This is a genomic window from Vibrio proteolyticus NBRC 13287 (genome assembly GCF_000467125.1).
In the GTDB taxonomy this organism is placed as follows: Bacteria; Pseudomonadota; Gammaproteobacteria; order Enterobacterales; family Vibrionaceae; genus Vibrio; species Vibrio proteolyticus.
In genome coordinates this window covers 22,446-48,945 of sequence record NZ_BATJ01000010.1, presented here as the reverse complement: position 1 = coordinate 48,945, position 26,500 = coordinate 22,446, and the positions used below count along the sequence as shown (strand labels likewise).

Annotated in this window: 22 protein-coding genes and 1 tRNA gene; 13 read left to right on the top strand and 10 right to left on the bottom strand. The window is 49.0% G+C overall.

Annotated features, from left to right (window positions below):
• Positions 1 to 17 precede the first annotated feature (17 nt).
• Positions 18 to 770 carry a methyltransferase domain-containing protein gene (locus VPR01S_RS13120; protein ID WP_021705821.1) on the top strand — a complete coding sequence of 251 codons (753 nt, stop codon included), beginning with the start codon at positions 18 to 20 and terminating at the stop codon, positions 768 to 770.
• Here VPR01S_RS13120 and rnhA read toward each other — a convergent pair.
• Entirely contained in the window at positions 755 to 1,219 is a 465-nt protein-coding gene (gene rnhA, locus VPR01S_RS13115) for a ribonuclease HI (protein ID WP_021705820.1), read from the bottom strand. The genes VPR01S_RS13120 and rnhA overlap by 16 nt on opposite strands.
• A 57-nt stretch (positions 1,220 to 1,276) precedes the next feature.
• Here rnhA and dnaQ point away from each other — a divergent pair, with 57 nt between their 5' ends.
• Both dnaQ and VPR01S_RS13105 read left to right on the top strand, forming a co-directional pair.
• Positions 1,277 to 2,014, top strand: coding sequence for a DNA polymerase III subunit epsilon (dnaQ, locus tag VPR01S_RS13110; protein ID WP_021705819.1), 738 nt, complete (start codon positions 1,277 to 1,279; stop codon positions 2,012 to 2,014).
• A gap of 8 nt (positions 2,015 to 2,022) precedes the next feature.
• A complete protein-coding gene (locus VPR01S_RS13105) occupies positions 2,023 to 3,276 on the top strand; it encodes a TIGR03503 family protein (protein WP_021705818.1) in 1,254 nt (417 codons plus the stop codon).
• 58 nt (positions 3,277 to 3,334) lie between these two features.
• On the opposite strand, the gene fadE is transcribed toward VPR01S_RS13105, so the two are convergent.
• A complete protein-coding gene (gene fadE / locus VPR01S_RS13100; RefSeq protein WP_021705817.1) occupies positions 3,335 to 5,779 on the bottom strand; it encodes an acyl-CoA dehydrogenase FadE in 2,445 nt (814 codons plus the stop codon).
• Positions 5,780 to 6,084: 305 nt separating this feature from the next.
• Here fadE and lpcA point away from each other — a divergent pair, with 305 nt between their 5' ends.
• Both lpcA and VPR01S_RS13090 read left to right on the top strand, forming a co-directional pair.
• Entirely contained in the window at positions 6,085 to 6,660 is a 576-nt protein-coding gene (gene lpcA, locus VPR01S_RS13095) for a D-sedoheptulose 7-phosphate isomerase (RefSeq protein ID WP_021705816.1), read from the top strand.
• 33 nt (positions 6,661 to 6,693) lie between these two features.
• Positions 6,694 to 7,539, top strand: a complete 846-nt coding sequence (locus VPR01S_RS13090; protein ID WP_021705815.1) for a class II glutamine amidotransferase — start codon at positions 6,694 to 6,696, stop codon at positions 7,537 to 7,539.
• Between the two features lie 60 nt (positions 7,540 to 7,599).
• On the opposite strand, the gene purN is transcribed toward VPR01S_RS13090, so the two are convergent.
• Positions 7,600 to 8,238, bottom strand: a complete 639-nt coding sequence (purN, locus tag VPR01S_RS13085; protein WP_021705814.1) for a phosphoribosylglycinamide formyltransferase — start codon at positions 8,236 to 8,238, stop codon at positions 7,600 to 7,602.
• Positions 8,239 to 8,240: 2 nt separating this feature from the next.
• Positions 8,241 to 9,281 carry a phosphoribosylformylglycinamidine cyclo-ligase gene (gene purM / locus VPR01S_RS13080; RefSeq protein WP_021705813.1) on the bottom strand — a complete coding sequence of 347 codons (1,041 nt, stop codon included), beginning with the start codon at positions 9,279 to 9,281 and terminating at the stop codon, positions 8,241 to 8,243.
• 179 nt (positions 9,282 to 9,460) lie between these two features.
• Here purM and upp point away from each other — a divergent pair, with 179 nt between their 5' ends.
• Positions 9,461 to 10,087, top strand: coding sequence for a uracil phosphoribosyltransferase (gene upp, locus VPR01S_RS13075; protein ID WP_021705812.1), 627 nt, complete (start codon positions 9,461 to 9,463; stop codon positions 10,085 to 10,087).
• Positions 10,088 to 10,144: 57 nt separating this feature from the next.
• Here the strand turns inward: upp and rluF are convergent, their stop codons facing one another.
• The 3 genes from rluF to VPR01S_RS22335 form a co-directional block, all read right to left on the bottom strand.
• Complete coding sequence (gene rluF, locus VPR01S_RS13070) at positions 10,145 to 11,164, bottom strand: 23S rRNA pseudouridine(2604) synthase RluF (protein ID WP_021705811.1); 1,020 nt, start codon at positions 11,162 to 11,164, stop codon at positions 10,145 to 10,147.
• A 96-nt stretch (positions 11,165 to 11,260) separates the two neighbouring features.
• Positions 11,261 to 11,842: a DNA endonuclease SmrA gene (gene smrA / locus VPR01S_RS13065; RefSeq protein WP_021705810.1), complete on the bottom strand. Its 582-nt coding sequence runs from the start codon at positions 11,840 to 11,842 to the stop codon at positions 11,261 to 11,263.
• Positions 11,843 to 12,010: 168 nt separating this feature from the next.
• Positions 12,011 to 12,151 (bottom strand): DUF3149 domain-containing protein, encoded by a 141-nt coding sequence (locus VPR01S_RS22335; protein ID WP_039424584.1) that lies wholly within the window; start codon positions 12,149 to 12,151, stop codon positions 12,011 to 12,013.
• A 255-nt stretch (positions 12,152 to 12,406) separates the two neighbouring features.
• On the opposite strand from VPR01S_RS22335, the gene VPR01S_RS13055 reads away from it, so the two are divergent.
• Positions 12,407 to 12,483 (top strand) — tRNA-Pro (locus VPR01S_RS13055).
• Positions 12,484 to 12,777: 294 nt separating this feature from the next.
• On the opposite strand, the gene VPR01S_RS13050 is transcribed toward VPR01S_RS13055, so the two are convergent.
• Positions 12,778 to 13,641, bottom strand: coding sequence for a TraB/GumN family protein (locus tag VPR01S_RS13050; protein ID WP_021705809.1), 864 nt, complete (start codon positions 13,639 to 13,641; stop codon positions 12,778 to 12,780).
• 417 nt (positions 13,642 to 14,058) lie between these two features.
• On the opposite strand from VPR01S_RS13050, the gene VPR01S_RS13045 reads away from it, so the two are divergent.
• From VPR01S_RS13045 to VPR01S_RS13025, 5 genes are all read left to right on the top strand, one after another.
• Positions 14,059 to 16,713: a beta-N-acetylhexosaminidase gene (locus tag VPR01S_RS13045; RefSeq protein ID WP_040902754.1), complete on the top strand. Its 2,655-nt coding sequence runs from the start codon at positions 14,059 to 14,061 to the stop codon at positions 16,711 to 16,713.
• A 204-nt stretch (positions 16,714 to 16,917) separates the two neighbouring features.
• Entirely contained in the window at positions 16,918 to 19,170 is a 2,253-nt protein-coding gene (locus tag VPR01S_RS13040; RefSeq protein WP_021705807.1) for a T6SS phospholipase effector Tle1-like catalytic domain-containing protein, read from the top strand.
• Between the two features lie 2 nt (positions 19,171 to 19,172).
• Positions 19,173 to 19,898, top strand: a complete 726-nt coding sequence (locus VPR01S_RS13035; protein ID WP_021705806.1) for a DUF2931 family protein — start codon at positions 19,173 to 19,175, stop codon at positions 19,896 to 19,898.
• Positions 19,899 to 19,936: 38 nt separating this feature from the next.
• Positions 19,937 to 20,692: a DUF2931 family protein gene (locus tag VPR01S_RS13030; protein ID WP_040902753.1), complete on the top strand. Its 756-nt coding sequence runs from the start codon at positions 19,937 to 19,939 to the stop codon at positions 20,690 to 20,692.
• A gap of 45 nt (positions 20,693 to 20,737) precedes the next feature.
• A complete protein-coding gene (locus VPR01S_RS13025) occupies positions 20,738 to 21,472 on the top strand; it encodes a DUF2931 family protein (protein ID WP_021705804.1) in 735 nt (244 codons plus the stop codon).
• A gap of 26 nt (positions 21,473 to 21,498) precedes the next feature.
• Here VPR01S_RS13025 and VPR01S_RS13020 read toward each other — a convergent pair whose 3' ends face one another.
• Positions 21,499 to 21,936 carry a DUF411 domain-containing protein gene (locus VPR01S_RS13020; RefSeq protein WP_021705803.1) on the bottom strand — a complete coding sequence of 146 codons (438 nt, stop codon included), beginning with the start codon at positions 21,934 to 21,936 and terminating at the stop codon, positions 21,499 to 21,501.
• Positions 21,937 to 21,945: 9 nt separating this feature from the next.
• On the bottom strand, positions 21,946 to 24,642 hold the full coding sequence (locus VPR01S_RS13015) for a heavy metal translocating P-type ATPase (protein ID WP_021705802.1): 2,697 nt from the start codon (positions 24,640 to 24,642) through the stop codon (positions 21,946 to 21,948).
• A 323-nt stretch (positions 24,643 to 24,965) separates the two neighbouring features.
• Between VPR01S_RS13015 and gltX the strand changes: the two genes are divergently transcribed.
• Positions 24,966 to 26,390, top strand: a complete 1,425-nt coding sequence (gene gltX, locus VPR01S_RS13010) for a glutamate--tRNA ligase (protein WP_021705801.1) — start codon at positions 24,966 to 24,968, stop codon at positions 26,388 to 26,390.
• Positions 26,391 to 26,500 lie beyond the last annotated feature (110 nt).

Genomic DNA, 26,500 nt, shown 5'->3' with positions numbered 1-26,500 from the left:
GTGAAACAGGTTATTTGATGAAGCCAGCTCGCAGTGAAAAAAAGCTAGAAAAGCCACATTCTTGGTCGCAGCTTAAGAACGGTCAATGGGTGAGTGAATCCATTCAAACCCGTTTGGACGAGTGGTGCCCCAAATTGTTTGGCTACCATATGCTCAAACTGGGCGGGTTGAGCTGTGAGCTTTCCAGCGGTAATTGTAACATTCAACACCAAGTAAATCTCGATATCCATAACCCGTTGCATAATGTGATCGCCGATGGTTACGATTTGCCCTTTTTAGAAAAAAGTTTTGACGCTGCTATTCTGGCTCATCAGTTGGACTACTGTAATGATCCTCACCGCATCTTACGAGAAGTAGACCGGGTGATGATAGACGATGGTTATCTGATTGTGACTGGATTTAACCCGCTTAGTCTGACGGGGCTCGCGAGTCTGATGCCATGGCGCAAGAATAATTTGCCGTGGAGTGGACGGATGTTTACTCTCAATCGCATCAAAGACTGGCTGGGGCTGCTCAACTATCAGGTGATCCATTGTGACTGCTATGCGTTGTTTCCAATGCAAAAATACCGCACGATGTGGACCTGGCTGGAGGGTGGGTTTGGTGATTGGGCTTCGCCGTTTGGTAGTTTGTATTTTATCGTGGCACGCAAACGGACGTATCCGCTTAAACCGATCAAACCGCACTGGCGCATTAAACGCCGCCTGTCACCGGTGAGTGTTAATTATCGGCTCAGACGGCAGAATTCATCGGATCAGCTAGGGACGTAGCCAGTGTCTTCTTCCGTTGGGTTTTCAGCGGCGGCTCGGGCTAGTTCATCACAGATTTCATTTTCGCGGTGGCCGGCATGGCCTTTAACCCAATGCCACTCAACCTGATGGCGTTGAGTTTCTTTATCGAGCTCCTGCCACAAATCCGCATTTTTGACCGGCTTTTTGTCCGCGGTTTTCCAGCCGCGTTTTTTCCAATTGTGAATCCATTGCGTGATCCCCTGACGAACATATTGGCTGTCGGTGGTCAGTATCACGTGGCACGGCTCTTTTAACGTTCGCAGTGCCACAATAGTGGCCAGCATTTCCATCCGGTTATTGGTGGTCAGTGTGTAGCCTTTGGCTAAAGTTTTTTCGGTCTGCTTGTAGCGTAATACAATGCCATAACCGCCGGGGCCGGGGTTGCCAAGACAGGAACCATCAGTGAAAATTTCCACCTGTTTCGTCATGATTTGATACTATTTGGTTTAAGCACATTATTTGCATAGTCTGACACACATTTTGTTATGAATACCAGCGACAATTCCAGCCAGCGACGTATAGTGGTACTCGATACCGAAACCACAGGTATGAACCGCGAAGGTGGCCCTCATTATCAGGGACACCGCATTATCGAAATCGGTGCTGTTGAGATCATCAACCGCAAACTGACCGGTCGTCATTTTCACGTCTATATTAAACCGGATCGGGAAATCCAGCCGGAGGCGATTGAGGTTCACGGTATTACCGATGAGTTTCTGGTCGATAAGCCCGACTACCGGGCAATCCACGATGAATTTCTAGAGTTTATCAAAGGCGCCGAACTGGTTGCCCATAATGCGCCCTTCGACGTGGGCTTTATGGATTACGAGTTCGGTATGTTGAGTCCAGACATCGGTAAAACAGATGATTTCTGTAAGGTGACCGATACGTTGGCCATGGCGAAGAAGATCTTCCCGGGCAAACGCAACAACCTCGACGTCTTGTGTGACCGTTACGGCATTGATAATTCACACCGGACGCTCCACGGGGCCTTGCTCGATGCGGAAATTTTGGCGGATGTTTATCTGCTGATGACTGGCGGTCAAACGACGCTCCAGTTTAATGCCGGCAGCAGCGATGGCGGGGCCGGTGAGTCGATCCGACGGGCCAGCAGTGGCCGAAAAGCGCTAAAGGTTCTACGTGCATCGGCCGATGAAATGGAAGCACATCAACAGCGATTAGACATCGTAGCGAAGAGTGGTAACTGCCTCTGGCGTCAATAGGAGAAAGGATGTTGAGGATTTTTCTGGCCCTGGTTGGGGCATTGTTAGCGACACACAGTCTGGCGAGTGAGGAATCCTCCCTGTCACTGCTCGATAACCGTTTTCGAGTTGATCCGACCATCAAGCAGATTACTTTTGTGATTTATCGGGCTGAGCGCTCCCAGCCTGTGGTGTTGGTGCGTCCCGACGGTAAGAAGTACTATTCGTGGAAAAGCCCGGACAATGTCAACTGGTATCAGGAGTCGGCGATGGACATCGTAACCATTGACGATCCGATGCCAGGCCCCTGGCAGGCGATTGGCAAAGTAACGCCGAAAAACAAAATCAAGCTGCTCTCGCATCTCAAGTTGACCACAGATACTTTCCCCAGTCGTTTGTTTCATGGTGAACAGATCAAGTTCACCGCGCGTTTGACCTCAGAAGATAAACCTGTGGTGCTGAGGGATTTTCTCGACCGGGTCAAACTCAAAGTCACTTTTACCAAGTTTGTTGAAAATGAAGATTCACTGGCCAACGAAGCCCGTCCAGTGCCGGAAGTGATCGGTGAATTTGCCGACGATGGGCGCGGTCTGGATGAGCTGCCGGGTGACGGTATATTTACGGTCTCGCTGCCCATTTCCCCTCAACCTGGCAAATATCGGGTCCGGGTTACATCTGGAAACGGAGTCTTCCTCCGAGCTCAGGAGCAGGAAGTGCTGGTGTACCCAACGCCAGTTCAGGCTACCTTTATTCAGGCTCGTGAGAAACAACAGGCGCATCAGATCGTCGTCTCCGGAGAGCAGGGCATGATAGAGCCCGGCACGATCGCCGCGCATATTGAACATGAAAACGCCCAGGGTGACAAACTGGATGTGGAACAGGCGGCCAGCCAGGATGCGATGAAAGTTACCTTGATTGTACCGCAGGCCGATGAGCTGGGTAATTTTCGCTGGAGTGGGGTAGTGTATGCGTCAGAGTTGTCTACGCGTCGCCCGTTAGTGTTCCCGTTGACGGAGAAAACATACAGCGTAGTGGACGATGTGAATATCGCGGAAACGCGTCGGTTGCAGGAAGAAGAACAAGCCAAGCGGGATGAGATGCTGGAACAGATTCGTTTGTTGCAAGAGCGGGAAGCACAGCGCCAACGCAGCACGATGATCATACTTATCGGCAATATTGCGGCTATCGCTTTAGGCCTGATTGTGTGGTTGGTGCTGCGCAAAATTCGGATGAAGCGAGCGGCCATTCCTGAAATGCAACTGGATATGCCAACGAAAAAGTGAAGACCAGAGCAATAAAAAAGGCTGCCATGGGCAGCCCTTTTTCATGGCGGTGATTTGGTTATGCCACGTCATCCATGGCCGGATACTGTGGCTTTGCGGCCAAAGCTTGGGGGGCAAAGTCGTCCACGTTAATGGTGTACAGGCGATGCGTTTCGGCGTCTTTCAGTAGCTGAGCTTCCGCTTCACTGATCAGTCCTTTTTCCAGCCCTGTTTCTGCCAGGCTGTCCAGATTCATGAACGGCCGACGCTCGTTGAGGGCTTTACACAGTTTGTTGAAGACTGGCTCTGCTTCCAGAACCACTGTCAGTGCCTGCTCAATTTTACCAGCCGGGTTGTGCTCGGTTGGCTCCAGGTATTGGAATCGGCCCAGACGAGAGCGTGTCGCACACGGTGTTTGTAGGATCTGTGCAACCTGGTTGTCCAGTTTGTCATTTGGCGCTTTACGTACGCGGCCAAATGGCAGGATCAATACCCGCAAGGCTTTTGCGATGACTTTGTTCGGGAAGTTCGCCAGAAACTCGTCAATCGCGACTTCCGCTTGTTTCAGGCTGTCTTGCAGTCCCCAGTGCACCAGAGGCAGATCGTCCGCTGATCGCCCGTCCTGCTCAAAACGTTTGAGTGTGGCTGAGCTTAAGTACAGCTGACTGAGAATATCACCAAGGCGCGCAGACAAGCGCTCTTTACGCTTCAGTGAGCCGCCAAGCACGGCCATTGAAATATCGGCCAGCAGGGCAAGGTTAGCGCTATAACGGTTGAGTTGCTGATAGTAGCGCTTAGTAGTGTCTTTGGTCGGGGCAGAAGAGCCACGACCATCCGTCAGACCAAGCCACGCACTGCGAATCAGGTTACTCATCGTAAAACTAACATGGCCGGCGAGCGCGCTGTCAAACTGTTCTACTGCGTCGGAGGCGTCAGAGTAAGCGGCATCCATTTCTTTTAACACATATGGATGGCAGCGAATCGCCCCCTGGCCAAAGATGATCATCGAACGGGTAAGGATGTTCGCGCCTTCAACCGTCACGGCGATCGGTGCGCCCTGATAAGATCGGGCCAGGAAGTTGGACGGCCCCATACAGATCCCTTTACCGCCCACGATGTCCATCGCATCAATGATCGAGCGCTGGCCCCGGTGGGTACAGTGGTATTTCACAATAGCCGAGATAACCGACGGCTTTTCGCCCAAGTCGATACCAGCGACCGTCAGATTGCTGGCAGCATCCATCACATAGGCGTTACCCGCCAGACGCGCTAATGGCTCTTCGATGCCTTCCATGTGACCAATCGGCTGTTTGAACTGACGACGGATACGGGCGTACGCACCGGTCGCCATAGCGGCCGTTTTAACACCGCCGGTAGAGTTGGATGGTAAGGTGATGCCGCGTCCGACCGACAGACACTCCACCAACATTCTCCAGCCTTGGCCTGCCATTTCCTGACCACCGATGATGAAATCAAGAGGCACGAAGATGTCTTTCGCGCGAGTCGGACCATTTTGGAATGGTACGTTCAGCGGGAAGTGACGGTTACCGATTTCGACGCCTTTCAAGTGAGTCGGAATCAGGGCACATGTGATCCCCAGATCTTCTTTGTCACCCAGCAGGCCGTCAGGATCGCGCAGTTTGAATGCCAGGCCAAGCACAGTGGCTACCGGTGCCAGCGTGATGTAACGCTTGTTCCAGGTCAGGCGCATACCCAGTACTTCTTCGCCTTCCCATTCGCCTTTGCACACCACACCATAATCGGGAATGGCGCCAGCATCAGAGCCGGCTTCCGGACTGGTCAGTGCAAAACAGGGGATCTCTTTCCCCTCCGCCAGGCGCGGCAGGTAATGGTTCTTTTGCTCTTCAGTGCCGTAATGCTGCAGCAGTTCACCGGGACCCAGAGAGTTTGGAACGCCGACGGTGGAAGACAGTACGCCAGAAACACCAGTCAGTTTTTGCAGCACCAGCGATTGGGCATAAGCTGAAAACTCCAGGCCGCCATATTTTTTCTTAATGATCATGGCAAAGAATTTGTGGTCTTTCAGGTATTGCCAGACTTCCGGAGGCAGATCGGCCAGTTCATGCGTGACCTTATAGTCACTGACCATGGCACACACTTCGTTGACCGGGCCATCCAGGAAAGCCTGCTCTTCCGCGCTTAATGTCGGGGCGGCAATGTTATGCAGTTTGTTCCATTCTGGTTTGCCTTTGAACAGCTCCGCTTCCCACCATACCGTGCCGGCATCGAGAGCTTCTTTTTCTGTCTGTGACATCGCTGGCAGGACTTTCTTAAACAGTGACAGGGCTTTCGCACTGATCAGCTTTTGACGTACTGATGGGACGGCCAGCAGTGCCACCGCTGCAAGGTACACCACCCAGCTGATTGGGCCGACACTACCAAAGATGGTTAACGCCGCCATGGTAACCGTCAGGACGGTCAGCGCGGTGCCGATCGACGTCCTGTGATAAAGGCACGCAGAGAGTACCGCGAGGAAACCAAGTGTAGAGAGCAAGATGTCCATAATTATTGTTCCTTCTGAAACATACCCGCTGTTTGGATATGTGACGTATTATAAGTGGTCTAACCAGTTATAAGTGTAATCAAAATATTAATGAAATGTAAAACATGAAAGTGTGCAAAAAGTGATCTCAGTAGAGTGAATATTCTAAATAGGTGAGCTGTGGCAGACCCTGAGGTAACAGAAATAGCGAGAAAGACAGAATTCTTACCGCTTCACTATCGACAGTGAGAATTGTTTGAGTAAACTCAGATTAACCGTGCGCTCTCCCCGGAGCGTAAACGAAATAACAAATAAGAGATGAACCTATGTACCAGGATCTGATTAGAAGTGAATTAAACGAAGCGGCCGACGTTCTGCATAAATTCCTGAGCGATGATCACAATATCGCTCAGATTCAAGCTGCGGCCAAAGTGATCGCGGATTCGTTCAAACAAGGCGGCAAAGTGTTGTCTTGCGGCAACGGCGGCTCTCACTGCGATGCGATGCACTTTGCTGAAGAGCTGACGGGGCGTTACCGAGACAATCGTCCGGGTTACCCTGGTATTGCGATTTCCGATCCGAGCCACCTTTCTTGCGTCAGTAACGATTTTGGCTACGACTACGTCTTTTCTCGTTATGTCGAAGCGGTCGGCTCTGAAGGGGACGTACTGTTCGGTTTATCGACTTCTGGTAACTCTGGCAATATTCTGAAAGCGATTGAAGCGGCCAAAGCCAAAGGGATGAAAACCATAGCTCTGACGGGTAAAGACGGCGGCAAGATGGCTGGTCTGGCGGATGTGGAAATTCGGGTACCGCATTTTGGTTACGCAGATCGTATTCAGGAAGTGCACATCAAGATCATCCACATCGTGATTCAATTGATTGAAAAAGAAATGGAATAAGCCTTATAGGGCGATCAGGGAGTTTTTAAAACCATGTGTGAACTGCTCGGCATGAGCGCAAATGTACCCACCGATATCTGTTTCAGCTTTACCGGACTGATGCAGCGGGGAGGAAAAACCGGCCCACATCGTGATGGCTGGGGGATCACCTTTTACGAAGGGAAAGGGTTTCGTACCTTTAAAGACCCTAACCCGAGCTGCCAGTCTAAGATCGCGGAATGGGTGCAGAACTATCCGATCAAAAGCTGCGCGGTTGTGAGTCATATCCGACAGGCGAACCGTGGGGGCGTGAATCTGGAAAATACCCATCCGTTCACTCGCGAGCTTTGGGGACGTTACTGGACATTTGCGCACAATGGGCAGTTGTCAGGTTATTTGGACATGGACACCGGTCGGACCAGGCCGGTGGGCCAGACCGACAGCGAGCTGGCTTTTTGCTGGCTGCTCAACGAGATGGAAGAGAAGTTCCCAGAGCCACCTCAGGACATGATTGGTGTTTTCCAGTTCGTGGCAGCGCGCTGTGGCGTCCTCAAAGAGAAAGGAGTATTCAACATGCTGCTTTCTGACGGGGAATATGTCATGGCCTACTGCACCAATCATCTGTACTGGATTACCCGCCGGGCTCCGTTTGGCAAGGCGACCCTGATTGATGAAGATGTGACCATCAACTTTCAGGAAGAAACCACCCCGAATGACATTGTCTCGGTGATCGCGACCCAGCCACTGACCGATAACGAAAACTGGCATCGGATGAAGCCTGGCGAATACGGTCTGTTTCATTTCGGTGAATTGATCGATGGTAATGCGGCACAGCTGCATGATGTGCCGTTTGCAGCGGCCAAGCCGGGGAATCAGGCGCCGACTGAGCCTCTGGAATAATTCCAGGAAAAGAAAAAAGGGTTGATAAGACATCAACCCTTTTTTGATCGCGTGAGTATTTTACTCGCTGGCGTAGCCATGAATACCAAGCTGCTTGCCATCGAGAAACGCTTTACCGCCGCGCATTTCCAGGCGGTCGTTTACAAACCATTCCACCACCAGTGGGTAGATTTTGTATTCTTGCGTTTGAACCCGCTCAGTCAGCGTGTCGATGGTATCGTCATCGAAAATGGGCACTTTTGCCTGGAGGATAACCGGCCCGCCATCCAGTTGCTCAGTCACGAAGTGAACGCTGGTGCCATGCTCTTCATCACCCGCATGAATGGCGCGTTGATAGGTATTTAAGCCCGGATATTTCGGTAGCAGTGAGGGGTGAATGTTGATCATGCGCCCCATGTAATGGCGAACGAATTCACCGCTCAGGATGCGCATGTAACCAGCCAGCACAATCAAATCCGGGCTGTACTCGTCAATCTGTTTCATCAGTTCATGATCAAAAGCGTCACGGGTATCGAATGACTTTGGATCGAGAAAGACACCTGCTGCCCCGGCTTTCTTGGCACGCTCTAAAGCATAAGCAGTTGCTTTGTTTGAAAAAACAGCGGTCACTTTGCCATTATTAATGCTGGTTTCACAAGCATCGATAATCGCTTGTAAGTTGGAACCATTTCCTGAAACTAAAACAACAATACTTTTCATGCTCAGTTGATCTCTACCTGTTCTTCTCCAGCTTGAGCATCAGCGATTTCACCGATGATCCAAGCGTTTTCTCCTTCCTGCTGCAACAGAGCAACCGCAGCATCGGCGTGCGCTTTTGGCAGTGCGACAATCAGGCCGACACCACAGTTGAAGGTGCGATACATTTCATGTGTCGTGACGTTGCCTTTTTCTTGCAGCCATTTAAAAATGACTGGCCATTCCCAGCTGTTTCCATCAATCACCGCTTTAGTGCCTTGTGGTAATACACGTGGAATGTTTTCCCAGAAGCCGCCGCCAGTGATGTGAGAAATGGCGTGAATGTCGTGTTCGGCGATCATTTTCAGCGCTGACTTGATGTAAATTCTGGTGGGTTCCAGCAGGTGTTCACCGATGGTACGACCATCCAGCTCTTCGTTTTTGTCCGCGCCAGAGACTTCCAGGATCTTGCGGATCAACGAGTAACCATTTGAGTGCGGGCCGCTTGAACCAACCGCGATCAGTGCGTCACCGGCTTGTACTTTTGCACCGTCGATGATGTCTTCTTTTTCAACAACACCAACGCAGAAACCTGCAACGTCGTAGTCTTCGCCTTCGTACATGCCCGGCATTTCAGCGGTCTCGCCACCAATCAGGGCACAACCTGCCTGAACACAACCATCGGCGATCCCGGTGACCACATCGGCTGCGGTATCGACATCCAGTTTGCCTGTCGCGTAGTAATCTAGGAAAAACAGCGGCTCAGCACCTTGAACAATCAGGTCATTGACACACATCGCAACCAGGTCAATACCGATGGTATCGTGTTTGTTCATATCCAGAGCCAGACGCAGTTTCGTACCAACGCCATCGGTACCGGAAACCAAAACCGGCTGTTTGTATTTCGTTGGCAGTTCGCACAGAGCGCCAAAACCGCCGATACCGCCCATCACTTCAGGACGACGAGTACGTTTTACTGCACCTTTGATTCGGTCAACAAGCGCATTGCCTGCATCGATGTCTACACCAGCGTCTTTGTAGCTAAGAGAAGAGTTGTTACCGCTCACGGGAAAGTCCTCGAACTTAAGTTGGATATGAAAACGGCGCTATTCTACCAGTGCTTAAACACAAAGAGCAAACGTTTGCGCGAGTTTTTTATCTTAGCTCAGATCAAGATATTGAGAGGGAAATCGTTTATAATCGGAAAGTTTGTTTAAAAATTGCCAATACTAAGCCGGAGATGGAAATGAAAGTTGTTGAAGTTAAACACCCTCTAGTGAAGCACAAGATCGGTCTAATGCGAGAAGGTGATATCAGCACAAAGCGTTTTCGTGAGCTAGCAACAGAAGTAGGTAGTCTGTTGACTTACGAAGCAACCGCGGACTTTGAAACTGAGAAAGTAACCATTGATGGCTGGAACGGCCCGGTAGAAGTCGATCAGATCAAAGGCAAGAAAGTGACTGTTGTACCGATTCTGCGCGCAGGTCTGGGTATGATGGATGGTGTTCTGGAGCACATGCCAAGTGCACGTATCAGTGTGGTCGGTATCTACCGTGACGAAGAAACCCTGGAGCCAGTTCCGTACTTCAACAAGCTGGCTTCGAACATCGGTGAGCGTATCGCGCTGGTGGTGGATCCGATGTTGGCTACTGGTGGTTCGATGATCGCCACTATCGACCTTCTGAAAGAGCAGGGCTGTAATCAGATCAAAGTTCTGGTGCTGGTGGCGGCGCCGGAAGGGATTGAAGCGTTAGAAAAAGCACACCCGGATGTTGAGCTGTACACTGCTGCGATCGACGAAAAGCTGAACGACAAAGGCTACATTGTTCCGGGACTGGGTGACGCGGGTGATAAGATTTTTGGTACGAAATAACACGCGATAACCCTGAATAGAAAAGGGGAGCATGACGCTCCCCTTTTTATTGGTGATTTATTTTTTCAGGCTGAGAGTACCACCGGTGCGAGGTTTCGCACTTGGCCGTGGCGCCGAGTGACCTGCTGCTGGCTTTCGGTACGGTTTGTGACTTTCGGATGTTGGCTTTTGTGGGCCGCGACCTTTTTTCGAATTCGGCGCGTGGCGGAATGCGTCGGCATTGTTGCCTTTAAACGTGCGGCTCTTTGGATTTCGGCGAGCACTGGAGTTTTGATTTTCTTCCCGGCTGTCAAAGAGCTTAGCATCCGTGGCTTTGCGAATGCGCTTACCCTGGCTGTCGACTTTTGATGCTTCTTCGGTGCTGCTGGAGTCTTCACACATCGCCAGAATGTCATTCACTTCCGCGTCACTCAGGTAGCGCCACTGGCCGTTAGGAATACCGTCCAGAGTGATGTTCATAATGCGTACCCGACGCAGCTTAAACACTTCGTACCCCAAAGCTTCACACATCCGGCGAATCTGACGGTTAAGACCTTGTGTCAGGACGATACGGAAAGAAAATTTGGTTTCACGCGTCACTTTGCATGGCAGGGTGACGGTATCGAGAATTTGGACGCCTGCGCTCATTTGGCGAATGAATTCATCACTGACAGGTTTGTCGACCCGAACAACGTACTCTTTCTCGTGATTGTTCCCGGCGCGTAAAATTTTATTAACGATATCACCATCATTGGTGAGGAAAATCAGACCGTCAGACGGCTTATCGAGACGGCCAATTGGAAAAATACGCTTTTTATGCCCGATGAAGTCGACGATGTTGCCCGGAATATCACGTTCGGTGGTGCAGGTAATACCGGTCGGCTTATTCAGCGCAATATAAATCGGCTTTTCTTTGGCGCTAACCGGGTTGCCGTCGATGCAGACATCATCTCCGGGAAGGACTTTTGTCCCCATTTCCGGAACGGTACCATTGATGGTTACCCGACCCTGTTCGATCAGTTTATCGGCTTCGCGACGAGAGCAGTAACCTGTCTCACTGATGTATTTATTGAGGCGTTTTGCTGAATCTTGTGACATGTTGTTCTCTCTACGTTTCACAACGGCAATCGGTAAAAACAGAGCAGCTATTAAAGCTGCTCACTATCTGCGCGGAGTGTACCATTAATGGTGCTGTTAGCCCATGCGTTTTTGGTGGCGCTCCCGGTTTTCCATTTTTTTGTCGCTGCTCTTTCTGAGCAAGACGTACACCGCCCCGGTGCCGCCGTGGAAGCGCTGTGCACTGTGAGCACACTGCACGTCGCGTATTTGTGTCAGCCAGGTTGCCACATAGCTTTTCATCAGAGCTGGCGGGTTGGATTTTTCCCCCCGGCCATGCACGATCACAACCGTGCGGATATCCATAGCGATGCATTGACGCAAGAAGGAAATGACTTCGTCACGGGCTTCTTTCAGTGTTTTTCGGTGCAAATCCAGCCGAGCCTGAATCGGGTACTTCCCGAGCCTCAGTTTGCGATAGACGCCTTCCTGCACACCGTCACGCTTAAACTCGATCACGTCTTGCGGCTTGAGCATACTGGCATGTTCGGTCGACAGATACTCAGGGTCATCTTCGGTAAGCCAGATGGCGGCCTCACGTTTGGCCAGTTGCGCTTCGGTCACGCTGTGGCTTTTTTTCAGTTCCGCGGTATCGTTTTTGAGCGGTTTGACGTCTCCCATCATTTCATGGAAGAGGGCAAAATCATCGTCATGAGACATAACGGCATCTCACAGGTAGGGATCAGTAACAGGATTATACCAACCGAAAAAGGTGAGTGATCACTTATCTTTTCAATTCAGTCTTAAAGGCAATAAAAAACCGGATTAGACAGGCAATCTAATCCGGTGCATAGCGTCACACTACTCTACGAATAGGTGCTAAGCGATCTAGTGAGGAGATTTGTCGTTCATAACCTTGTAAATGAAGAAACCGCCGTAGAACAGCATCAGACCCAAAGCGCCAAAGATTACTATCATTGAAGATAGCCCCACTGCATTACCAAATAGGAGATCAAGCCAAAAGTCCATGTTTCCTCCAAAGTTGCGAAGACGGGGTTAACGTTAATGCTTGCTTGGCTCGGCGACACTGATCTGGATCAATTGTGTTGCATAGGTTGATAATATGTTTCTTCGGGTGTGTTTTTTGTCACAATTTGTGGCCCGTTGATGATGTTTTAGCCGAACAAACTGAAATTCAGAAAAACTGAGCCAAATCACTTGCGTTCAACATGAGAATCCGTAATATACGCATCCGTTGACGGGCAATAGCCTGAACAACTTTTTCGGTGAATAGCGCAGTTTGGTAGCGCATCTGGTTTGGGACCAGAGGGTCGGGGGTTCGAATCCCTCTTCACCGACCACATTTAAGGCCCCAGCAGAAATGCTGGGGCTTTTTCGTTTTTGGTGTTTAGGCTTAGTAGGGCCACGACTCGGGTCGTGGGCTGGAGCGCCAGTCCGATCGAATCCCTCTTCACCGACCACATTTAAGGCCTCAGCAGAAATGCTGGGGCTTTTTCGTTTTTGGTGTTTAGGTTTAGTAGGGCCGCGACTCGGGTCGTGGGCTGGAGCGCCAGTCCGATCGAATCCCTCTTCAGCGACCATATTGCTTAGCCCCGACAGTGATGTCGGGGCTTATATTGGTGTCTTCGTCTTGTTCACAGCATGCAGTGTGCGATTTGGCTGTCCGAAAGCTGAGCGATCTGAAAGCCTTTTTGTGTGAGTAGGTCGATCAGGTTATCTTTACCGACCAAATGAAGCGCACCAACTACAACCAGATAGCGACCAGCCGGCTTGGGCAATATCGTGCCATTGTCGAGCTTGGTGGCCCAGTCACGATTACGCTGATAGAGAAATTGTTCCGTGAACGTGTCGCTGACCGATGACAGATCCGCAGACTCGACCAGCTTTTGCGCGTCGCCAGCCTTCCAGCTGTTGATCAGGCAATCCGTTAGTTGCTCTCCTTTATCATAGTCATTGAGTATGGAGGTCAGTAACTCTTTACCTCCCTGCGGCTGGCGGGTGAGCATGTCAATCTGAAACTGCAAAGGTTCAAGGCTCAGCACCGGAACATTGTTGATGGTCGCTTTGGACATTAATCTCATATCAACCCCATCTCCCGGGTTGTAGCCAAGATGAGAAAATTGTGCCATTTGGATACTTAGGGCGGTTTGCCAGGGTGGGAGTTGCATCAGGACTTCATAAGAGAGCCCGGTTTCTTTTGCAATTCGGGCAATTTGGCTTGCTTCTTGTTCAGAAGTGACCTGCTTCGTGAGTAACGTTGCTGGCGGGTATACTGCGCCTTCGGTTTTGCGTACATCCGTTTCGATAATCAAGCCGTCACTCTTGGCCAGAAAGTGCGTGATGGCTGTTGGTAATGGATACATGCTTTCGTCACCAACGTGCACCGAACCGAGAATGAGGTAGTGGAGGTCGCCTTTTTGTGCAGACCAGAAAAGTGGCTGGGCAAATAGATTTGCGCTCCATAGGCACGTCAGTGTAATGGCGAGTAGCCTCAACATATCAATAATCCTTTCTTGTTGTTTTTGTCCGAATGCCAGTGCGGAAAAAACGTCATTTTGCGACTATTTAATCGCAATTGACGCACTGTTAAGTGAGAGTCATTTCACAAAATGGCACTCTGCTTGTTATAGCACCACTGCATTGCTTAATGATGAGAGTTATGTGGATCATCATTTCTCTTGCTGTGGTAAGCAAATAAGTGACATTGTTCGCAGTAATCTCGTTAATTTACTCTTTTCGTTTTTAACGTATTCTATAACCTTTTGATATTTATGTTTTTTATTTTTTTAGTTTCAGGCTCATTTTGATACGGATCACGTCTCAATCTGAATAATTTTACGCTAAAAAATAACTTCTTGTATGGTGAAGAAAAGCCGGGCTAGCGGCTGTTTTTTCACTGTTTGGGGGGAAGTAGGATGTTGAAACATAGTGTTGTAGCGGCTTCAGTGATTGCGATGTTGGCAGGATGTGCGTCGATGCAAAGTACGGAGCAGCAGGTTGTAAATGCTCTGGCTGACAATTTGGATATTCAGTATCAGGTCATCACCAATCACGGTGCAAATCAAGGTTTGGCGTGTCAGGATTTAGGGGCGGAATGGGCATCTTGTAATCAGGTGAATATGACGCTGGTCAATCAGGGAGATGCGATTAACGCCACTGACTGGGCAATCTACTTCCACAGTATCCGACTGATTCTGGATGTGGATAACGATCAGTTTAAAGTAACCCGAGTGACCGGGGATTTGCATAAACTGGAGCCCACTGAGAAATTCGACGGTTTTGCGCCCGGCGAAAAAGTGGTGTTGCCGCTGATTGGTGAGTATTGGCAATTATTCGAAACCGACTTTCTGCCTGGTGCGTTTGTCACAGCGCCCAATGCGCAACCGAAAGTGATGGCATCGCTCGACAGTGAAGATGTGGGCACGTTTGTGTCAGGTCTGACAGGTGGCAACCTCAAGCGCACACCGGATGACAACAATGTGTTTGCTACGGCGGAGTCGCGTTTTGATAACAACACCGATTTGTCACTTCAAGATGTGTCCGCCACGTTATTGCCCACTCCGCAGCAAGTGAACGTTGGTTCGGGCAGTGTGGACATTGCCCAGGGGATAGCATTGCCAAAGTCGGTCTTCAATGCAGATCAATTTGCTGCCCTTGAAGCGAGAGCGAATGTGCTTGGTCTGAACATCAACGGCGCATTCCCCGTGACCATCTCAATTAAACCGGATGATTTTTCGACTGAATTTGCCCGATCCGGTGCCTATGAGCTGAACATTAAGCGTGATGGCATCAGAATCAAAGCGTTTGACCAGGCCGGCGCTTTCTACGCGGTACAATCAATTTTTGGCCTGACGGACAGTCAGAATCCGACATCGTTGCCGCAACTGGCGATACAAGATGCTCCTCGTTTTGACTATCGAGGGATCATGGTGGATGTTGCACGTAACTTCCATTCCAAAGCGGCGATTCTGGCGACTCTGGACCAAATGGCTGCATACAAGATGAACAAATTGCATCTTCATTTGACCGATGATGAAGGGTGGCGTATCGAAATTCCGGGCTTGCCTGAACTAACAGAGATTGGCTCAAAGCGCTGTTTTGATACTGATGAGCAACGTTGTCTGCTACCTCAGTTAGGATCTGGGCCGACAAGCGATAACTTTGGTAGTGGGTATTTCAGTAAGGCGGATTACATTGCTATATTAAAATACGCCAAAGCGCGCAATATTGAAGTGATACCGGAAATTGACATGCCGGCGCATGCGCGTGCAGCAGTTGTTGCAATGGAAGCGCGTTATACACGTCTGATGGCGGAAGGTAAGGAAGCATTGGCGAATGAGTTCCGCCTAATGGATCCGCAGGATACGTCCAATGTCACCACGGTTCAGTTCTACAATAAGCAAAGCTTCATTAACCCTTGTCTGGAATCTTCCACCCGTTTTGTTGACAAGGTCATCTCTGAAGTCGCTGCGATGCATAAGCAAGCTGGTATGCCACTGACAACCTGGCATTTTGGCGGTGACGAAGCGAAGAATATTAAGCTGGGAGCGGGATTCCAGGATCTGAATGCAAAAGACAAAGTCAGTTGGAAAGGAACGATTGATTTGTCAAAGCAGGACAAACCGTTTGCCAAATCCCCTCAGTGTCAGACCCTGATTAATAGCGGAGAAGTCAGCGATTTCGCGCATCTGCCAAGCCATTTTGCTGAACAGGTATCCAAGCTGGTGGCCGAAAAAGGCATTGCCCACTTCCAGGCCTGGCAAGATGGGCTAAAGTACAGTGACGCTGGTGCTGATTCATTTGCGACGGAAACAACCCGCGTCAACTTCTGGGATGTATTGTATTGGGGCGGCACCTCATCAGCCTATGAATGGGCTGAAAAGGGTTATGACGTGATAGTGTCGAACCCGGATTATGTCTACATGGACATGCCCTATGAAGCGGACCCGAAAGAGCGTGGTTATTATTGGGCGACGCGAGCAACGGACACTCGTAAGATGTTCGGCTTTGCTCCGGAAAACCTTCCGCAGAACGCAGAAACATCGTTCGATAGAGACGGCAATGGCTTCTCGGGAAAAGGTGAGATCGAGGCTAAACCATTTTATGGACTATCGGCTCAGTTATGGTCTGAAACCGTACGTAATGACGAGCAGTATCAGTACATGGTTTTTCCTCGAGTACTCGCAGCGGCTGAACGTGCCTGGCACCGCGCCGGTTGGGAGAACGACTACAAGGTGGGTGTGGAGTATTCACAGCAAACCAACCTTGTCGATAAACTGGCTTTAAATCAGGATTACAACCGGTTTGCTAACCTGTTAGGGCAACGTGAACTGGCGAAACTGGAAAAGGCGGGTATTGATTATCGTCTGCCCGTTCCGGGGGCGAGAATTGAGCAAGGACAACTGGCAATGAACGTGCAATTTCCCGGGGTTGAGTTGCAATATTCTCTGGACGGCACGCAGTGGCAGACCTACATCGACTCACAGCGTCCAGAAGTGAGTGGAGAGGTTTTTATTCGCTCAGTGTCTGCCAGTGGTGAGCGGAGTAGTCGGATCACCAGTATCAAGTGAATATAGACTTTGATATCTAGCCAGCGGAAACGCTGGCTTTTTTGTGCTAATTTTTTGTTCGATTTAATTAAAAATTGGTAATAAGAACAATAAGTTGATCTTTGATGATAATGTTTGTTTTTTAACCGCATGAATTTTAATGACTTTACTTGTTGGTATGTTTTTTGCGCAATGGATTTCTTATTTCAAAGGATTGAGGTGACAATGAGTAAGCCATTTCCATTTCCGCCCGAGACATCCATGTTCTGGAAGGACAATGCCTACGATTACGATGCGGCCGCAGAGGTGTACAGCAATGCAGGTACGCTTTCGGCGGTGAACCAAAAGCCGACGAAGGCGTCCGATGACCAGGGAGGTTATCCACCAGAGCACAGTGTTTTCTGGCAAGGCGGGACCGACAAAGCGGAACAACAGCAGTCGGTGAGTAGCAGTGCCAGTGAACTCAACTGGATTGAAATTCGCTTGGTGGATGAGCACAACCAGCCGTTTAACAGCGTGCCTGGAGTACTCAAAGATAGTGCGGGCAAGTGTTTTCCAGTCAAGGCCAGCCAAGGCAACATTCTGTTATGTAATATTGCTCAAGGAGCCGTCGAGCTACAATTTGACAACCCTGCGTGGTTACAGGACTCGGAAGCGCGCAAACCATATCAAGGTGAGCAAGATCCTGTCTGTGTCTGGATTGAAGAAAACGTAGTGGGATATAAAGCCACCCCCAGACAACTTCTGAATGCCACGGCGGGGGATTTTGTCGTACTGCAACCCGAGCAAGTGTTGCCAGAGCGGCATCAAGCGGGCAAAGCCGATACGATAAATCTGGAGTCGGGGAACAGCTACCTGATCAAAGTGCGAGGGTTTAATTACATCACGCTTCGCGTCGGGATGTTCTTCGATGGCACAGGAAACAACACATTCAGTGCCCAATGGGGCAAGCAACAGTTTGAGCGGTATATTGGTGAATGGAAACAACGCTTTGAGCAAGGTAAAAATGAAATTGCTAAAAAAGCAGGGATTTCTCCTTCTGAGGTGAAAATTAAAGATTTACCCGGCAACTGTTTTAGTTATCCAAACGATCGTTTTTATTGGTTCTGGCAAGATGATGAGAGCGTTGATGGTAGTGCAACAAATGAACTGACCAACATACAAAAACTGCATGACCTTTATTCGAGTTTTTTCCGGGAGAAAACATTATTACAAGATCAGAATCTGTATGTTCATCGGGAATATGTCACAGGTATTGGAACTGGGAATGAAACTAATCTAGCACCTGCAGATGAATCTATTTTTCCAGGTCAGGCGCTAGGGACCGGTGACTATGGTGTGGTTGCCAAAGTATCGACAGGGATTGAACAGCTCTGTGACCACATATCTCAATTGTCTGTCGATATCGAACCTTATACGTTTGATGGAATAGGATGTATTGAGTTTGATGTTTTTGGCTTTAGTCGCGGGGCTGCTGCTGCACGTCATTTTGTTAACGTGATGGCCGAAGGAAGTCGTGGTGAATTGGCTCAAAACCTAGAAAAAGCGATGGTATCTCAGGGAATAGTTCTATCCTCCTCTTTCGCTTGGGATGAATCCCGAAATTGCTGCGCTAATTTTGTTGGGCTGTTTGATACTGTTGCGGCGATAGTGGATTTTGGACGGGCTGACTTCACTCCTCACAATAATGACAACGGCGATGTCCGGTTGTGGTTAGATCCTGCTAAAGTAAAGAGCGCAGTACATCTGACCGCGCACCCCACAACGGAATATCGTTACAACTTTTGTCTCAATAAGCTCAACCCTGCCGGGCATTTTTTAGAAGTCGTATTACCGGGAGCGCATTCCGATTTAGGTGGCGGATATCACGCTACGGGATATTATGACGATCCAGAGTATTTGCTCCCACGCTTAGAAAGCAAGTGCATTGCTAAAGTGCAGCGTCCTCACAACGATAATGTATACAGCTACGAAAGAACACGAGAGTATCTTAGTAAGCGACTAGATGTGGAATTGGCCAAGGAAGTCAGTTTAGGGTGGGAAGCCTCCAATTATACGAAAGAGTTTGTTTCCAGAGGTGCGGGCAACCGCCCGGTCTTGATCGGGAAACTATATAAAAAGAGGGTCGTGGAAGGTGAACTCTCGAGATTGTATCTGAGGCTGATGTTCGGGCTTGCTTTAAATAAAGGCGTGCCATTCCATAGCAATGCCATTCCTGATATTAACGATGTGAATAACAAAAACTTTAATGTGAGTGAAAAAATTGGTGATATTGAATTTAAAAAGAAAGCTGACTCCGTGTTGGAGCAAGCTCTACAAGGTTGCGTTGATCCTAGCTTAATGAACCAAGATATGCTGATAAAACTGCAAAAGTCTAATCTTATTCACCATTCTTCGGATAATGGAATTGCTAACAAGCCAAATGAGCACAAACAATCTGGGCGGTATGTTAGGCAGGTCTTCGAATGTAAGGAATAATAATGATACGTATTATAATATTAGTGTTTAATCTATGCCAATTCTCCCCAGCGTTTGCATTTGTTAGTGCCTCTACCCTCCCTGAGGATTTGCTTGCATGGCGTATTGGTATTGCATCCCCGTCTTTTTATCCGGCACATTTGACAAAAGGATATGGTGTTAACGAAAGTGAAAACTGGACATCTCTGCTTCATAATGAGACGCCAGGGGCAACATTGTCGGCAACCAGCTTGAAAGGTGTTAGAAGTTTAGACCCTGACTATGATGGATTTGGTTTGTATATTGGTACAGGTGTTAATTACATAAGACAGGTAGCGGAAACGAACCATTTACCAGACACAGTATATTTATATTGGGTATCACTGTTTAATCAGCGCTTTTTTGTTACCAAGTTCGAACTTACGGATGATATCAAGCAACGCATGATGGTACTGACCACGAGTCCATACAATGCCAAACGCACTTGTTACCAAAGTGATTTGATTTTCGGATTATTACCGAATGGTCATGCCAAAGTTTGGATCGCCGGTTGCAATCGTTTTTCCTACCTGACAGAACTCGAACCCGCAGCAGAAAACAGTAAAGATACCGATGGACGTAACGCAGAAAGCTATCGTAGCAGTTGGACCTTTGAGCGCATTCAAAAGCGTGCTGATGAAGAGAAGGTTAGCTTGACGCCAATACCTTGGGACAAGGTCAATAAGACATACACTTTCAAACCAAGATAACTTGGTTACCACAACTTTCACCTCTGGTCGATGATTCCATGAAATTGATATTGGCGTTGTTCTTGCTATTGTTCTTTTTTGTCAATCAGGCTCGTGCATTTACTCATCTGCCTGAGTTACCAGACGATCTTAAAGCGTGGAGGGTTGGCATCACAATGTCATCTTTTTATCCAGTTGAAATAAATAGGATTTATGGTGTTAATGAATCTGAGGACTGGACGTCTTTATTACATAATCATTCATCAAGACGTTCGTTGGCGGCCAGTCGTTTTTCAAATGTTCGTGTAGACTTCCCCGAATACGATGGTTTTGAGCTGTATTTAGGGCCGCCAGTTTCGTACATACGTCAAATAGCTGAAACAAGCCATTTACCAGATACGGTGTATCTCTATTGGACATCATTATTTAATCAGCGCTTCTTTGTCACTCAGTTTCACCTTTCAGAACAGTTGAAAGCCAAGATGATGATCCAAAAGCAGTTTTTCTACGATAACCGAATGAGCTGTTACGAAAATGATTTAGTTTTTGGCCTGCTCCCTAATGGTCTGGCTAAAGTTTGGCTGTCTGGGTGCGGTACTTACATCTTTATAGATGAAATCGCGCCAGTGAAAGAGAGGAATAAAAGCATCGACGGCAGGGATGCAGAAAGCTATCGAAAAGGCTGGGAATACCAAGATATTCTTGAGCGCGCAAAATCAGAGAATGCGACGATTGATCCGATCCCATGGGAGCGTGTAAATCATGTTGTGACTTATCTTCGTCCAGACTTTAGAACAAAGACTTTTAGCCATTAAGCGATGTTATTGTGGACATCTTCCTCACTGAGTTAGGAATATCAATTGATTCGTCATTTAATTGCAGTGTTCGTTTTTGTTCTGAGTTTTCCGGTGTTGGCATTCGTTCGCTCTCCTAGCTTGCCTGAGGATTTCCCCCCATGGCAGGTTAGGATTAGCACTCCTTCATTCTATCCTGTAAAAGTAGGTCGTTCGTATGGCATCAATGAGGCACAAGATTGGACCTCACTGATGCACAATGACACGAGCGCTGCGGCAATGGCGGCAAGTCGTTTATCTAATATTAGAGCGTTGCTGCCTGACTATGACGGATTTGCTCTTCCCCTTGGATCCGGCAATAGACGCTTGCCTCAGATTGCAGCGATGAGATATTTACCTGATAGTATTTACGTTTACTGGACCTCACTGTTTGATCAGCGCTTCTTTGTCACTCAACTCAAGTTATCGAAAGAGATCAAAACTAAAATGTTGGCGAGGCAACAGTTTCTTTATAATAAAAATGTGAGTTGCTTTGAGAATGAAGTAGTTTTTGGTTTGCTCCCTAATGGTCAGGCTAAAGTTTGGCTGTCTGGGTGCGGTACTTACACCTTTATCGATGAGATCGCGCCAGTGAAAGAGAGTGATAAAAGCATTGATGGCAGGGATGCAGCAAGCTATCGAAAAGGCTGGGAATACCAAGATATTCTTGAGCGCGCAAAATCAGAGAATGCGACGATTGATCCAATCCCATGGGATCGTGTAAATCAGGTTGTGACTTACATCCGTTCAGATTTTAGGTAAAAAAGCCCCGTCTTACGGGGCTTTCTTTATTGGTTATAGCTGCTGAAGGTGTAGATCTGGCCTTGCTCGTTAAACGCATAAACATGAAACGCGTCTTTTTGGTCTCCGTACTCCATACCAGGTGAGCCAACAGGCATTCCCGGTACAGCTAAACCTTTGGCATTGGCTGGTGGGTTATCGAGAAATGCCTTGATATCTTTGGCTGGCACGTGGCCTTCAAACACGTAACCATTGATTTCAGCAGTATGACAGGAAGCGAGTTCAGGCTTAACTCCGTACTGCTGCTTCACGTTGTTCATGTCTTTGTGCAGCTTTTCTGTGACAGTAAAGCCAGCGTCACGCATGTGTTTGGTCCATTCGCTGCAGCAACCACAGTAGGGTGATTTGTGGTTAATGATTTCGGCAGCCAGTGCTTGTGTCGATAACGCGCTCAGAACCAGCAGCGAGAGTGTTTTTAGTTTCATATTGACCTCTTAAGAATCAAAAGTGGACTTAAATAATCTTAGTCGATTTGCGTTGCTGACGACTGTGATTGACGACAAAGCCATCGCCGCACCAGCAACGACCGGGCTTAACAGGAAGCCAAAGGCCGGATACAGAACTCCAGCCGCAACCGGAATGCCTAAGGAGTTGTAAACAAAGGCTCCAAACAGGTTTTGTTTCATATTTCTGATTGTTGCCTTAGACAGTTCAATCGCTTTGAGTACAGCCATTGGTGAAGAATTCAGTAAAGTCATCTGAGCACTTTCAATCGCCACGTCACTGCCGCTGCCCATCGCGATACCAATATCTGCTAATGCCAGAGCCGGAGCATCATTGATGCCATCACCCACCATGGCGACTTTGCGTCCTTGTTTTTTGAGCGCTTCAATATGGCCAGCTTTTTCATCCGGCAGAACCTGAGCGATCACCTGATCAACGCCGAGCTGTTGACCGATAGCATCCGCAACAGACTGGTGATCACCAGTCAGCATCACGGTATGGATTCCCAACTGTTTCAATGCTTGAATCGTGCCTTGAGATTCGGCTTTCAGCGGGTCTGCAATGGCGACTAAGCCGATAAGCTTTTGTTCCTCGGCAATGGCCACGGGGGTCCAGGCATTGCGCTCTAAAGTGGCCTGTGCCTCTTTCGCGATGCTCATATCCACGCCAGAGGAAGCAAGGTATTGCAGAGAGCCCACCGAGATGCGCCGGCCTGCGATGGTGGCTTCAATACCCCGGCCCTTCACGTTTTCAAATGTGTCTACTTCCAGGGTATTCGCCTGATGCTCTCGTGCATACTGGCAGATGGCTTTGGCAAGTGGATGCTCTGACTGACGTTCGGCGGTATAAAGCAGCTCAAGCAGTGCCGGTTCGTTGGTACCAAACGTAAACACCTGCTGTACACCAGGTTTGCCCTGAGTCAGGGTGCCGGTTTTATCGAACACCACCGTGTCGATTTTGCTGGCGGATTGAAGCACATCGGCGTCTTTGATCAGAATCCCCATTTCGGCAGCTTTGCCAACGCCAACGGTGACCGAAAGTGGCGTAGCCAGCCCCAGCGCGCATGGACAGGCGATGATCAGTACGGTTGTCGCGATAACCAACATATAACTTGCTCTTGGATCCGGGCCAACGGCAAACCAGATCAGCGCTGCCACAATGGCAATCGCGACTACCACGGGAACAAAGACCGCTGAAATCTGGTCAGCCAATTTGGCAAGGGCAGGTTTGCTGCTTTGCGCTTCACGGACCAGACGTATGATGCGTGCCAACATGGTCTGAGCGCCGATACCTGTGGCTTCCATTACCAGTGAACCATCACTGTTCAGTGTTCCGGCTGAGAGAGGTTCGCCAGTGTGCTTGATGACCGGAAGAGGTTCGCCGGTCAGCATCGATTCATCCACATACGATTCACCACTCACTACTTTTCCGTCGACCGGAATTTTCTCGCCCGGCTTGATGCGCAGTTGCATGCCGAGCTGAATTTGCTCAACCGCAATACTTTCGTCGCCTTGAGGGCCTATTAAAGTCGCGGTTTGAGGCTGCAGATTGATCAGAGCCTGCAGTGAACGGGTGGTTTTGGCTTTGGCCTTGGCTTCAATGTAATGACCGAAAGATATCAGGCCGACTATCATCGCACTGGCTTCAAAATAAACATGACGCGCGGCGGGGGGGAACCAATCAGAAAAAGCAATCACCAGCATCGAGTACAGCCAAGCCGACCCTGTGCCCAGAGCGACCAATGTATCCATGGTGGCTCGTTTGTGTTTCAGTGCCTGCCAGGCGTTGATAAAGAAGTCGCGTCCGGCCGTGGCCAGCAACCATAAGCAGAGCAACCCCACGATGCCCCAAGCGAACTGATCACTGGCATTGCGGATCATCATGTTGCCACCCAATACTCCCCATAACATAAGGGGGGCGCCGATGATTAAGCCTTTAATGGCGGCACTCAGGTGCCACTGTTGTTGCTGTTTCAACTGTTTGGCTTGCTCTTCCTGCTGCGTGGCAGGGTCGGCCACCAGTTTGGCTTTGTAACCTGCAGTGCGAACCGCATCGGTCAGGGATTGGGTCAACTGTGGCTGCGCCAGATTTGAAAAGACGATCGCACTTTGTTCAGCCAGGTTCACCTGCGCTTTGTCTACGCCCTCAACCGACAACAGAGCCCGTTCAACAGAGGAGACGCAGCTTGCGCAGGTCATGCCTTCAATCAACAGGTGAGTCGCAAGGCTATCCGGTGAGGCTTTTGTGTCAGGTGTATGTTGCGCGCTCACTTGTGCTTCATCTGCTTGTAGGGATACGGCTGAGTCAGCCGGAATTGCTTGGTATCCCAGTGACTCAACGATCGCGATAATGTCTTCCGGGGCGAGAGGGGTGTAAACACTCAGGTGTTGAGTGTCGATATTGATTTCACTGACCGATTCAGTTGCTTCCAGTGCGGTGCGGACTTTGTTGACACAGTGGTCACAACTCAGCCCTGACAGATTCAGCTCAACATTATTGCCAGCCTGATAACCGAGCGCAGTAATATGGCGCCGGATTTGCTCAAACGACTTGGAGGTATTGACCACAACCTGTGTCGGAGACAGCTCGATAATTTCGGCGTCGGTGTTCTCTTGCAGGCTGCGCTCGACTTTTCTCGCACAGCCCATACAGCTGAGCCCGGAAAGGGCAATAGAGAAATGGTTCATGTTGAAATCCTTGCTTTTTGTTTACTGTGAATGAGCATAAACCTTGCCGCAAGGGTAAGGTCAAGCAGGAAAAACAAACAAAAACGTTGATTCAATTCGTGAGTGAATCCTTTGGATGCTTTTTCTTTCAAGATAGTTTCTTGCCGAATCGCCAACGATGCTTAGAGAGGTTAGAAGAGGGGACGAGTACTTTATCCCCCCGGAGAACAAAAGTTTTCTTTAGGGCGAATTGTCGTGAATGTTTCTGGAGTGCTAGAATACCGCCCAACTATTGCTCGCGCTGATGATCTCAGCAGAAGTGTTCTCATAAAGGTAAATGACAAATGACGGTTAAAACTCGTTTTGCTCCTAGCCCGACTGGCTATCTTCACGTTGGTGGTGCACGTACTGCACTTTATTCCTGGTTATATGCAAAGAACCAGGGTGGTGAATTTGTTCTGCGTATCGAAGACACTGACCTGGAGCGTAACTCTCAGGAAGCCGTAGACGCGATTCTGGAGGGGATGAAGTGGATGGGGCTGGAGTGGGATGAAGGTCCTTATTTCCAATCTAAACGTTTTGATCGTTATGATGAAGTGATCGAAAAGCTGCTGGCGGAAGACAAAGCGTACAAGTGCTACGCGTCTAAAGAACTGCTCGAAGAGATCCGCGCAGAGCAGGAAGCGAATAAAGAGATGCCTCGTTACGACGCGAACCATCCGAAAGTAGTGGCGGCTAACGCGGCGGCAAAAGACGGTGACCCATGTGTGGTACGTTTCCGCAATCCAAAAGAAGGCAGCGTGGTTTTCGATGATCAAATTCGTGGTCGTATCGAGATCAGTAACGCACAAATGGACGATCTGATCATCCGTCGTACGGATGGTGCACCAACTTACAACTTTGTTGTGGTGGTAGACGACTGGGACATGGGCATTACTCACGTTGTCCGCGGTGAAGACCACATCAACAACACGCCTCGTCAGATCAACATCTACGAGGCGCTGGGCGCACCCGTTCCGACCTTTGCTCATTGTGCGATGATTCTGGGCGATGACGGAGCGAAACTGTCTAAGCGTCATGGCGCGGTTTCTGTCATGCAATACCGTGATGAAGGCTACCTGCCGAATGCTCTGAACAACTATCTGGTTCGCTTAGGTTGGTCACATGGCGATCAGGAAATCTTCTCTCAAGAAGAAATGATCGAAATGTTTAGCCTGAACGCCATTTCTAAGTCTGCGTCGGCCTTTAACACCGAAAAGCTGTTGTGGTTGAACAACCATTATATTAAGACGTCTGATCCGCAGTACGTAGCTGAACATCTGCAATGGCACTTAGACAACCAAAAGCTGAACACAGACAATGGCCCGGTCATTACGGACGTGATTCAACTGGTCGGTGAACGTTGCCATACTTTGGTTGAGCTTGCGGAGCAAATTCGATACTTCTACGAAGATTTCTCTGAGTTTGAAGCGGGCGCGGCGAAGAAACACCTGCGTGGTGTGGCTAAAGCGCCATTAGAGTTGGCGTTGGCGAAAGTGGAAGCGCTGTCTGATTGGACTACCGAGAACCTGCATAACGTCATTAAAGAAGTGTGTGACGAACTGGAAATCGGTATGGGTAAGATCGGCATGCCGCTGCGCGTTGCAGTCACCGGCGGTGGTCAGTCTCCATCAGTGGATGCTGTTATGCAATTGATCGGTCGTGAGCGAGTGATTGCGCGTATTAAATTGGCGCTGGATTTTATCACTGAGCGAGAAGCTAACGCGTAAAAACATCAGCAATGTCAATGACAAGCCGTGGTTAATACCACGGCTTTTTTATGTTTATTGAAAAAGTTCCCTCAATATCACAAATTATTTGTCTCAAAAATGAGAAAAAA

Bases quoted from the DNA above. Each gene is read 5' to 3' on its own strand.
- upp (WP_021705812.1), top strand. From the start codon at position 9,461: ATGAAAGTTGTTGAAGTTAAACACCCTCTAGTGAAGCACAAGATCGGT.
- rnhA (WP_021705820.1), bottom strand. From the start codon at position 1,219: ATGACGAAACAGGTGGAAATTTTCACTGATGGTTCCTGTCTTGGCAAC.
- gltX (WP_021705801.1), top strand. From the start codon at position 24,966: ATGACGGTTAAAACTCGTTTTGCTCCTAGCCCGACTGGCTATCTTCAC.
- VPR01S_RS13020 (WP_021705803.1), bottom strand. From the start codon at position 21,936: ATGAAACTAAAAACACTCTCGCTGCTGGTTCTGAGCGCGTTATCGACA.
- purN (WP_021705814.1), bottom strand. From the start codon at position 8,238: ATGAAAAGTATTGTTGTTTTAGTTTCAGGAAATGGTTCCAACTTACAA.
- rluF (WP_021705811.1), bottom strand. From the start codon at position 11,164: ATGTCACAAGATTCAGCAAAACGCCTCAATAAATACATCAGTGAGACA.
- VPR01S_RS13120 (WP_021705821.1), top strand. From the start codon at position 18: ATGAAGCCAGCTCGCAGTGAAAAAAAGCTAGAAAAGCCACATTCTTGG.
- VPR01S_RS13105 (WP_021705818.1), top strand. From the start codon at position 2,023: ATGTTGAGGATTTTTCTGGCCCTGGTTGGGGCATTGTTAGCGACACAC.
- VPR01S_RS13040 (WP_021705807.1), top strand. From the start codon at position 16,918: ATGAGTAAGCCATTTCCATTTCCGCCCGAGACATCCATGTTCTGGAAG.
- fadE (WP_021705817.1), bottom strand. From the start codon at position 5,779: ATGGACATCTTGCTCTCTACACTTGGTTTCCTCGCGGTACTCTCTGCG.
- VPR01S_RS13035 (WP_021705806.1), top strand. From the start codon at position 19,173: ATGATACGTATTATAATATTAGTGTTTAATCTATGCCAATTCTCCCCA.
- lpcA (WP_021705816.1), top strand. From the start codon at position 6,085: ATGTACCAGGATCTGATTAGAAGTGAATTAAACGAAGCGGCCGACGTT.
- VPR01S_RS22335 (WP_039424584.1), bottom strand. From the start codon at position 12,151: ATGGACTTTTGGCTTGATCTCCTATTTGGTAATGCAGTGGGGCTATCT.
- VPR01S_RS13015 (WP_021705802.1), bottom strand. From the start codon at position 24,642: ATGAACCATTTCTCTATTGCCCTTTCCGGGCTCAGCTGTATGGGCTGT.
- VPR01S_RS13050 (WP_021705809.1), bottom strand. From the start codon at position 13,641: ATGTTGAGGCTACTCGCCATTACACTGACGTGCCTATGGAGCGCAAAT.
- VPR01S_RS13045 (WP_040902754.1), top strand. From the start codon at position 14,059: ATGTTGAAACATAGTGTTGTAGCGGCTTCAGTGATTGCGATGTTGGCA.
- smrA (WP_021705810.1), bottom strand. From the start codon at position 11,842: ATGTCTCATGACGATGATTTTGCCCTCTTCCATGAAATGATGGGAGAC.
- VPR01S_RS13090 (WP_021705815.1), top strand. From the start codon at position 6,694: ATGTGTGAACTGCTCGGCATGAGCGCAAATGTACCCACCGATATCTGT.
- dnaQ (WP_021705819.1), top strand. From the start codon at position 1,277: ATGAATACCAGCGACAATTCCAGCCAGCGACGTATAGTGGTACTCGAT.
- VPR01S_RS13030 (WP_040902753.1), top strand. From the start codon at position 19,937: ATGAAATTGATATTGGCGTTGTTCTTGCTATTGTTCTTTTTTGTCAAT.